The sequence below is a fragment of the uncultured Thiodictyon sp. genome (assembly GCA_903837595.1).
In the GTDB taxonomy this organism is placed as follows: Bacteria; Pseudomonadota; Gammaproteobacteria; order Chromatiales; family Chromatiaceae; genus Thiodictyon.
The window spans coordinates 84,793-93,974 of record CAILVI010000562.1 but is presented as its reverse complement, the minus strand read 5'-3'; the positions used below and the strand labels follow the sequence as shown (position 1 = coordinate 93,974).

7 protein-coding genes are annotated in these 9,182 nt (G+C 62.4%); 2 read left to right on the top strand and 5 right to left on the bottom strand.

All coding sequences use genetic code 11. The features are described 5' to 3' along the window. Positions 1–142 precede the first annotated feature (142 nt). From QZY44_RS34635 to QZY44_RS34625, 3 genes are all read right to left on the bottom strand, one after another. The gene (locus tag QZY44_RS34635; protein WP_295458718.1) at positions 143–2,374 is read right to left on the bottom strand and encodes a bifunctional (p)ppGpp synthetase/guanosine-3',5'-bis(diphosphate) 3'-pyrophosphohydrolase; all 2,232 of its coding nucleotides are present in this window, start codon (positions 2,372–2,374) and stop codon (positions 143–145) included. A gap of 21 nt (positions 2,375–2,395) precedes the next feature. Beyond that, the gene (locus QZY44_RS34630) at positions 2,396–3,637 is read right to left on the bottom strand and encodes a DUF1015 family protein (protein WP_295458716.1); all 1,242 of its coding nucleotides are present in this window, start codon (positions 3,635–3,637) and stop codon (positions 2,396–2,398) included. A gap of 111 nt (positions 3,638–3,748) precedes the next feature. Beyond that, positions 3,749–4,777 carry an amino acid ABC transporter substrate-binding protein gene (locus QZY44_RS34625; RefSeq protein ID WP_295458712.1) on the bottom strand — a complete coding sequence of 343 codons (1,029 nt, stop codon included), beginning with the start codon at positions 4,775–4,777 and terminating at the stop codon, positions 3,749–3,751. A gap of 386 nt (positions 4,778–5,163) precedes the next feature. On the opposite strand from QZY44_RS34625, the gene QZY44_RS34620 reads away from it, so the two are divergent. Both QZY44_RS34620 and QZY44_RS34615 read left to right on the top strand, forming a co-directional pair. Continuing rightward, complete coding sequence (locus tag QZY44_RS34620; protein ID WP_295458709.1) at positions 5,164–5,454, top strand: nucleotidyltransferase family protein; 291 nt, start codon at positions 5,164–5,166, stop codon at positions 5,452–5,454. 43 nt (positions 5,455–5,497) lie between these two features. Continuing rightward, entirely contained in the window at positions 5,498–5,689 is a 192-nt protein-coding gene (locus QZY44_RS34615) for a HepT-like ribonuclease domain-containing protein (protein ID WP_295458707.1), read from the top strand. Between the two features lie 522 nt (positions 5,690–6,211). Here QZY44_RS34615 and QZY44_RS34610 read toward each other — a convergent pair. Beyond that, positions 6,212–6,466, bottom strand: coding sequence for a GlsB/YeaQ/YmgE family stress response membrane protein (locus QZY44_RS34610; RefSeq protein ID WP_295458703.1), 255 nt, complete (start codon positions 6,464–6,466; stop codon positions 6,212–6,214). A 365-nt stretch (positions 6,467–6,831) separates the two neighbouring features. Continuing rightward, a complete protein-coding gene (locus QZY44_RS34605) occupies positions 6,832–9,138 on the bottom strand; it encodes a DNA methyltransferase (RefSeq protein ID WP_295458700.1) in 2,307 nt (768 codons plus the stop codon). Positions 9,139–9,182: the final 44 nt, after the last annotated feature.

Here is a 9,182-nt window from a genome sequence, read left to right as displayed (position 1 = left end):
GGTCCGGCTCGCAGGGACCACTGATTTCTCTTGAGTTCGCCGGAAACCGCCACCGGCTAAAGCCTCGACCTCCGGTTGCAGACGGACCGGCTGGCCGGAACGATGATAAAGGCCGCCGCAGGGGCGGAACGCCCCTCCTCCTTTAATAGGCCCGCCGGACCTCCAACACATCGGGGGTCTGGGCGAGCTTGGCCAGTACCCATTCCAGGTGCGCCATGTCGTGCACCTCGACGGTAAAGCGCATGGCGGCGGTGTCGGTGCTGCGCTCTGAATGCGAATTGACCCCGAGCACGTCGATATCCGCGTCGGCGAAGACCGAGGTGATGTCGCGCAGCAGGCCCTTGCGGTCGGCGGCGATGACCAGCAGGTCCACCGGGTAGATGGCGTCGACGCCCTGGTCGGCCCAGCGCACACGCAGTAGCCGCTCGGTCTCCTCCAGCGGCAGGTGGCGCACGTTGGGGCAGTCGCGCCGATGGACGGTGATCCCGCGCCCGCGGGTGACATAGCCAACGATGGGGTCAGAGGGAACCGGTTTGCAGCAGTGGGCAATCTGGGTCAACATATCGTCGACGCCCTCCACCACGACATCCCGGGCGCCGGACTTGGGCTTGGCGGGGGGCCGAGGGCGCTGCTCCGGCACCTCCCCGCGTCCCTCCGGGCGCCCATCGGGGGTGCGCGGGTCGCCGACCTGGCGGGCGACCACACCCACGGTCAGGTCACCGCGCCCGAGGGCGGCCAGGACGTCATCCCCGCGCTTGAAGTTGAAGTGCGGGGCGAGTTGGTCAAACTGGGGCTTCTCGGCGATCCCGAGGCGCACTAACTCGCGATCCAGGGCGGCGCGTCCGGCCTGGCAATGCAGGTCGTAGTCCTGGCGCTTGAACCACTGCCTGACCCGGTTACGGGCGTGCGACGTGGTGAGATAGCCATGGTGCGGGCTCAGCCAGTCCCGGCTGGGGGCGGCGTTCTTCTGGGTGAGGATCTCCACCGTCTCACCGCTGCTCAGCCGATAGACCAGGGGGACGATGCGCCCGTTGACCCGCGCGCCCCGGCAGCGGTGGCCGACCTCGGAGTGGACTTCGTAGGCGAAATCGAGCGGGGTCGACCCCTTGGGCAGTTCGATGACCTTGGCCTGGGGGGTGAGTACATAGATGTGCGTGGGCGCGAATTCGGCCCGGCCCCGCTCCAGGATGTCGGTGGCGTCCTCGCCCTCGCTCTTGATCTCCAGGAAGTTGCGCATCCAGTTGACGCGGCGCTGGAACTCGGCGTCCGGCCCCTTCCCGGCCTCCTTGTAGGCCCAGTGCGCCGCCACACCCAGCTCGGCATGGTTGTGCATCCCGTGGGTCCGGATCTGGATCTCCAGCGGCTTGTCGCCGGGACCGCTGACCGCCGTGTGCAGTGACTGGTAGAGGTTGCCCTTGGGGCTGGCGATATAGTCGTCGAACTCCTTGGGGATGTGGTGCCAGAGTCCGTGGACCAGGCCCAAGGCGGCATAGCAGTCGGCCACCGAGTCGACCAGCACACGCACCGCGCGCAGGTCGAAGATTTGGGTGATGTCCACGCCCTTGCGCTGCATCTTGCGCCAGATGCTGTAGATGTGTTTGACCCGACCGGTAACCTGGGCCTCGATCCCGGCCTCCGCAAAGGTGCGCTCCAGGGTCGCGATCACCTCCCGGATATAGCGCTGCCGCTCCTCGCGCCGCTCGTCGATCGCCCGCGCAATGCGCTGGTAGGCCTGGGGCTCCAGATAGCGCAGCGCCAGGTCTTCCAGTTCCCATTTGACCTGCCACATGCCGAGCCGGTTGGCCAGCGGGGCATAGATGCGCTGGGTGTCGCGGGCGATGCGCTCGCGCGGCTTCCGTTCCAGATTCTTCACCGCGCGCATCAGGTGCAGGCGCTCCGCGAGCACCACCAGCACCACCCGCACATCCTCGGCGATACCGAGCAGGAGGCGCCGCAGGTTTTCCTCGTGCTCCTCCTGGTCCTTGGCGGCGATGATCGCCTCCACGCTCGCGATCTGGCGGATGCGCGCGAGATCCCCGACCATGCGGGCGATACCGGGGCTGAAACGGTCCGCCAGTTGCGCCTCGGTCGACTCGCCCTGGCCGAGGCAGCCGTTGAGCAGGGCGGCGATCACGGTCTCGTGGTCCATGCGCAATTGGGCCAGGATGTCCGCGGTGGACAGTACGTGGCGCACATGGGTCTCGCCGGTCTCGATGCGGCGGTCACCCTGGCAGCGGGTGAGTGCGGCACAGGCCCCGGCGATCAGCGCGAGCTCCTCGCGGGTGTAGTTGGGCGCTAGCTTGTCCAGCCAGTGGCTGATGGCGGCGTCGTCCTCGTTGCACTCCTCGGGGAGGTTATAGACTGCTTTGACCATAGGGAGTTCCGCTTTGCGGCACTAATCCAAGACGTGACTGACCAATCCGTCCGCCAGCTTGGGCTCGAACCAGGTGGACTTCGGGGGCATCACCTCACCCGAGTCGGCGACCGCCATCAACTCATCCATTGAGGTGGGGTGCAGCGATAAGGCGAGAGCCATCTCGCCCGAGTCCACCCGCTCGCTCAAGGGAGCAAGGCCGCGGATGCCGCCCACGAAGTCGATGCGCTCATCCCGCCGGGGGTCCAGGATGCCGAGCACGGGGCCGATCAGGTTGTCCTGGAGCAGGCTGACATCCAGCCGGGCCACGGGGTCCGCGGCGGGAATGAGTTCGGGGTTCAGGGTCAGCCGGTACCATTGACCGGCCAGGTACATCCCGAACTGGCCATGGGCGGTCGGCTGGAGCGGTTGCGCGACGGCCTCGATGGTGAAGCGCGTGGCCAGGCGCTCCAGCAGGGTCTTGGGGGTATGGCCATGCAGGTCACGCACCAGACGGTTGTAGGGCAGGATCTGCATCTGATCGTGGGGGAAGATCACGGACAGGAAGAAGTTGTAGGACTCATCGCCGGTATGGGCGGGGTTGTCGGCACGGCGCGCGGCCGCGACCCGGGAGGCGGCGGCAGAGCGGTGATGTCCATCGGCCACGTAGAGTGAGTCCAGGGCCGCAAAGGCGGCGGTCAGCGCGTCGATGGTCGGCCGATCGGCGATGGCCCAGAGCTCATGGCGAACGCCGTCCGGGGCGGTGAAGTCCACCTCGGGGGCGGCGGCACTCACCCGGCTCAGCACCTGGTCGATGGTGGCGGTGGCCCGATAGACCAGGAACACGGGGCCGGTCTGGGCATTGAGCGTATCGATATTGCGCACCCGGTCGTCCTCCTTCACTGGGCGGGTAAACTCGTGCTTCTTGATCCGCCCCGCGTCATAGGCAGCCACCGCGGCGGCCGCCACCAGCCCAGTCTGTACGTGCCGGCCCATGGTCAGGCGATAGCAGTAATAGTGCGGCGCCGGGTCGCGCACCATCACCCGCTGCGTAATCATCCGCTCCAGATTCTCCCGCGCCTTGGCATAGACCTCCGCGGCATAGGGGTCGGTGTCCAGCGGCAGGTCCACTTCCGGGCGGGAGATGTGCAGGAAGCTCAGGGGGCGGCCCTCCACCATGGCGCGCGCCTCCTGCGCATTCATCACGTCATAGGGCGGGGCGGCAACCTCGGCGGCACGGCCGGTGGCGGGACGCAGACCGGCGAAGGGCTTGATCAATGGCATGATAGAACTCGAATCGGAAGTGGGTATAGTACGGAAGTACGCAAGTGCGTTAGCACGGGGATACCGGCCGGGATTGCCACGACCGCACGTACTCACGTATTGTATTGGTTGTCAGCGCGCCGGCGGGGCATACAAGATCCCGCCATCGCGCCACAGTGCATTGAAGCCACGCGCGATCTTCAGGGGTGAGCCGGTGCCCAGGTTACGCTCGAAGACCTCGGCATAGTTGCCCACCTGGCTGATGACGCGGTAGCTCCAACCCGGGTCAAGCCCTAGCAACTTGCCGGTGCGCCCGTCCACGTCCAGCAGCATTTGCACATCGTCGGCGCGGGCACGCCCGCGCACCGCGTCGACGTTGGTGGAGTCGACCCCGGCCTCCTCGGCGTTGATCAGCGTAAAGAGCGTCCAGCGCACGATATCGAACCAGCGATCGTCGCCGCGGCGTACGGCCGGTGCCAGGGGCTCCTTGGAGATGATCTCCGGCAGGATGCGATGGGCGTTTTCGCCGGCCAGTCCGGCGCGCATGGCATAGAGCTCGGACAGGTCTGAGGTCAGGGCGTAGCAGGTGCCGCTCAGATAGGCCTTGGTCGCCGCCTTGATGTCGGCGAACTCTCTGAGGTCGAACTCCATGCGATTGCGGGCAAAATAGGTACGCGCATCGCCCGGGGAGGTGCTCTCGGCGCTGGTACAGATCGGCTTCCCGGAGAGTTCCCGGGCACTCATGGTGCTGGTGCTACGCTGGACCATGAATCCCTGGCCATCGTAATAGAGGGTCGCGACGAAGATGATGCCCTTAGCGAGGTCCCGGGACAGGTTCCAGGTGGCGTTCTCTGACATCAGGTCCACACGTCCCTCGCCCAGCGCATCGAAGCGTTCGCTGTTGGGGATGGGTACCAAGTCCAGCTTATCCTTGTGCCCGAGCACGGCGGCCGCCACCGCCCGGCAGAAGTCGACGTCGAGCCCGCTCCAGTTGCCCTGGGCGTCTTTGAAGGAGAGGCCGGGAACGGCGCCATTGACGCCGCAGCGCAGGACGCCGCGCGCCTTGACGTCCTGGAGGGTGTCGGCCGACGCCGGTGCTGGGGTCAGCGGCAGGACAGCCAGGAAGATCAGGGCGGCAAGCCAACGGGAGTGTTGCTTCATTGTACTCTCCAAACGGGGCGATGCTCAGACACCGGCGGCACGCCTGTCGGCGGCGCTGGCCCACGCGTTCGGCGCCCGTGCGGGGTCAGGCCGAGCCTTGACGCACGCCGCTCACCGCCGGGCCACGGCCACGCAAGCAGTTTCGCGGGTGCTGATCGAGCAGCCTTCGCCGTGGTGGACTGCGCGCTATGGTACCAGCATGGATGGGAGCGGGCGAAGTGGCCGGGCGGATGCCGCCTAGACGCCCCCCCCCGGAGCCCAGACTCCGGTTTTGCTTACTAGACTGCCGCCGCGCCTTGAGATTTGATCGATTGCACCGCCGGCGTGGCCATCGAACGGTGCGGCTCGAATCGCAAGAACTGCATAGTGACCGGGAGACGGAACAAATGCTTCGCAGCAATGCCTTGAAGCTTCTTTCCGAGCACAAGGGACTCCTGGCCGGCCGCTTCGGTGTGACGTCGCTCGCCCTGTTCGGCTCCACGGTCCGGGACGATGCGCGGGAAGATAGCGACGTGGATATCCTGGTGGCCTTCGATGGACCGGCCACGTCGGAGCGTTTCTTCGGCGTCCAGTTCTGCCTCGAAGACCTGCTCAGCCGTCCCGTCGATCTGGTCACTGAGAAGGCCCTGCGCCCCGAGTTACGACCCTACATCGAGCGGGAGGCGGTTCGTGTCTGAGACCGGCGGCGGTCCACGCGAATGGGCCTTCTAGCTGGATGACATGATCGGATTCCCCGAGAAGGTCACCGCTTACACCGACGGCCTGGACCAGCGCGGATTCTTGAGCGATGGCCTAACCTACGATGCCACCCTAAGCAATCTAGAGCTGATCGGCGAGGCGGCAACCCGCGTCCCAGGGTCGGTGCGAAACGCCAACCCCCAGGTGCCCTGGCGACTCCCAAAATATACGTGATAAATCAGTGGCACCTGCACGCCGGAGCGGCTAACGCCCATGGCGCCCGCACCACCCCGCAAAGTGAAAGTTGGTGGCGCCTTAGCCGTTCCCTCTGCGCCCTCTCTCAGCGGGAGAGGGAAAAGTAGAGCGCGCTCCCGACGCGACTTTCACGGTAGGGGACGACTGCCGCAGACGAAAACACTCGTTGTATCAAAGTGACACGATCGTCGTGGAACCGGCAACCGCACATACTCCGGAGCTGCACATAACGCCGACCCATGGGTATCGGCCGCAGGGCGCGCTCCAGATGGTTGGTGTCGATGGGTACAGCGGCAGGTGGTAGAGGAACTTGTCGATGAGCAGAACGGCGAGGAAGCTCAGGTCGGCACGCCCGCCGGGACCGGTGCGCAGTGCCTGCCCCGTGCTGCCGACAAAGACGCGTTTATCGCAGGGTTCTTGAGCAGGCGCGGGCCCAAGCCAACCGCGGGGCGGAGGGCCTTGGCGCACGCGTCGCCGGCCGGCCCACCCCGCGGACTCGGATCAGGACCGCCTGATCAAAGCGAGCACGAACAAGAGCACGGCGGCACCGATAAGGGCGGCGCCCAACGTACCATGCCAACCAGGGTACTGCGTGGCAAGGCCAAACTGGCCGAAAACGTAGCCGCCGAACCAAGCGCCCAGGCCACCGGTGGCGAGGTCGATGATTCGACCGAACGCACCGCGCTGCACCAGGACTGCGACAAGCCATCCGAGCGCGGCGCCGGCCGCGATGTAGGTCAGGCTGATGAAATCCATAGAAGTCTCCGTTTGATTTAGGGTGAATATTGGAGGAAACCCCTTGGGGATTCACGGGCGGGTATCCCAGAGGGCTGCCACGGGTGCGCCAAGCTCAAGAGCTGGCGCGCCGGCATTTTACACTCAGTGGGCGCTGTTTAAGAAATGCCGTGATGCCCCCACGCGGGAACACGAGGGAGGTTACGCCCCCGCCCCCGCCCATCCTGACAGGCAGCGCTTTGCCCGGACTGCGGGATCCCCGCCGCCCGGGCCGCGACGCGCCTTGCGTCGACCTTGGGGTAGACCCGACACGCGCGTCACCAACCGCCGCTGCGGATCGAGCGGGATTTCAGCGCCTGACAATTTTGCGTGTCCGATGGTGGCAGCTAAGCAAACAGGTCCTTCTGTAGCGACGCCTGGGTTTCTTTCTCCAATAATCTGATTCCAAGCTCGCAATATTCTTTCAAGATCTCAATCGAAATCGATGCAACGCCATGCTGATGCACCGTCCGGCCGGTCGTCATGCTTCCAGAAAAGGGGTCGAGGACGCACATTCCAGTATGCATCCTGGAAATCAGCAATTCAGGAATTGCATTCGGGAAGGGAGCGGTGTGGCCGAGCACATTCTCTCCACGGACAATCTTGTAGACCGGCTTGGCGTCGAGAAAGACCGGGAACTGATAAGCGCAAGACGTGCCACCAGGCTTGCGGAATATAAGGCAATGCTCCCAACAATTCAGCGGAGCCTGGTAGTATGGCGAGCGGTTTCCTTGATTGTAATTGCGCTTGCCCTCGACTTTCCCCTTATACCATGCCACATTACCCTCCAGACCAAAGCCAATTCGTCTGAATAAATTAATTATGTAAGCCCCAAGAATCATCCGTTTCTTGCCCATTGCCGAGAACACGATACCGTTTTCATTGTCGAAATAATCGAAGATGTTGAAGATATAGTAAGACCCTGGTTTAAGCGTTCGGTATACTGCCCTCGCTGAATTGTACATATCATACAAGTAGCAGTAGATATTAGACCAAGTCGTATAGCTGCGCGCGTTGTAGTAGGGTGGTGACGTGACCGCTCCATCGATCGATGCGTCCGGCAGCCGCGACAGCACCTCAAAGCAATCGCCATGATAGACTAAAGCATCCTGTGAGCGATGCGGAACCAGCGCCGCTACCGAATTCGCCACCGGCATTCGATCGATAACAAATCGATCAAATAAAGCGGATGATTGAAACTTCTCATGCATCCCTTTAACGGCTTTTGTTGGGTCGAATATTTCGTGTACGATGCGACGCCCATGCATCTCCTGCGTGCGACAGGTGCCGTTAACGAAAATCACCGTATCGCCATGTAGACTGTAATGCCTGATCAACATATCCGGCACGGCGTTATCGTCAATATCGGATATCAGGTCTAACTTCCATCGCCGCAGGCTCCATTCTGGGATTTGGTCGGCTTCTGACCTAATCGCCTCCTGCTTGATGAGGGCGGAAAGGGAGTAGCGATTACCCCGGTCGAACGCGCTACGATCAGGACAAATCGGATTACGGCACTCCCAACCTCGTATGCCGAGTGCAGGATAGGAATTACCTGCAACATTGCGTGAGCGGCATGCTGGGCACGGAATGAGAGTTTCATCACGCGCGTGCTTATCGAACAGGAGTAATATATCCCCAGGCTGATTGTCGCATCGGCAGGTTATGTCGCCGGAAGTCAACAAGATAAAACAGTCCCGGAAGAAATAGCCTTCATTGGCGAGATCGAACCGCGCTTTCGATGTGTCCAGGCTGGGGATATGTTCCGACGTTGCGCGCTCGATTTCTCGCGGTCGGAAATACCCCGTTTTCAAATGGACTTCGCGGTGCTTCTCCGCATAAAGAACAATGTCGGAGAACAGGCGCCATTGGCCGTCCTCCTTCCCATCCCGAAAAGGCGGGAGTTGGACCGCTAAGACGCAGTGATTCGCAAGACGATCGTAGGTGTCGCAGATGAACGTGCAGAGCGCATCGCGTAGATCGATTTTTGTTAATCCGTCAATCATTTCCTGGGTGACCCGCAAGAACACCAGAGCGGAATCACGGTGGAGGGCTTGCGCATGAAATGCAAGCAGGTGTTGGTAATAGTTATCCCGATAAATTGCATTGCAGTCATGATTAAAATGGCGATGCATTGCCTCCGCGGGAAAGGCATAGAAGATAAAGCTTCCGAAAAGCGAGCGAAAGATTTCCGTCTGGCGCTCTGAGAGATCACAAGATCGTGCGTCGGTCCGGTTAACTCTGCCGGTACGGAGTAATTGGTGAAATCGCTCCAGTGACTCGCTTGCCGTCGTTGGAATGAATTGTAGCGCAAGCGAGTTTTCATAGCCAGACTGTGCGAGCCAGTGGTGAAAACGTCTCTCGTCGCCGAAATCAAGACACTCTAAGATTTCGGTCTTATCGTGGTAATTCGGGAAAATACGGCTCCGTGCTGCCCCGTCCAGCAATGACCGCATCGGGTCCTTGTTCAGCTTCAATTTCCCATTGATTAGGGCAATCAACCGCCGCCGACGCTCTTGCTCAGTGTGCATCGGCCAACCTTTACAGCCATCAATGGCATCCTGGGCCGCGGCCATCAAATCGGGGGGCGCATGGAAGTCAACGCTGAGCCACGCGTTAAACTCACGAAGCATTACGTGTGCATCAGTAGGCATATGGCCTCCCATCATGGTTATTTCGTAAGATCCCAGCAACGATC

Excerpts from the sequence above, each read along its gene's own strand:
- QZY44_RS34635 (WP_295458718.1), bottom strand. The coding sequence starts at position 2,374 with ATGGTCAAAGCAGTCTATAACCTCCCCGAGGAGTGCAACGAGGACGAC.
- QZY44_RS34630 (WP_295458716.1), bottom strand. The coding sequence starts at position 3,637 with ATGCCATTGATCAAGCCCTTCGCCGGTCTGCGTCCCGCCACCGGCCGT.
- QZY44_RS34625 (WP_295458712.1), bottom strand. The coding sequence starts at position 4,777 with ATGAAGCAACACTCCCGTTGGCTTGCCGCCCTGATCTTCCTGGCTGTC.
- QZY44_RS34620 (WP_295458709.1), top strand. The coding sequence starts at position 5,164 with ATGCTTCGCAGCAATGCCTTGAAGCTTCTTTCCGAGCACAAGGGACTC.
- QZY44_RS34615 (WP_295458707.1), top strand. The coding sequence starts at position 5,498 with ATGATCGGATTCCCCGAGAAGGTCACCGCTTACACCGACGGCCTGGAC.
- QZY44_RS34610 (WP_295458703.1), bottom strand. The coding sequence starts at position 6,466 with ATGGATTTCATCAGCCTGACCTACATCGCGGCCGGCGCCGCGCTCGGA.
- QZY44_RS34605 (WP_295458700.1), bottom strand. The coding sequence starts at position 9,138 with ATGCCTACTGATGCACACGTAATGCTTCGTGAGTTTAACGCGTGGCTC.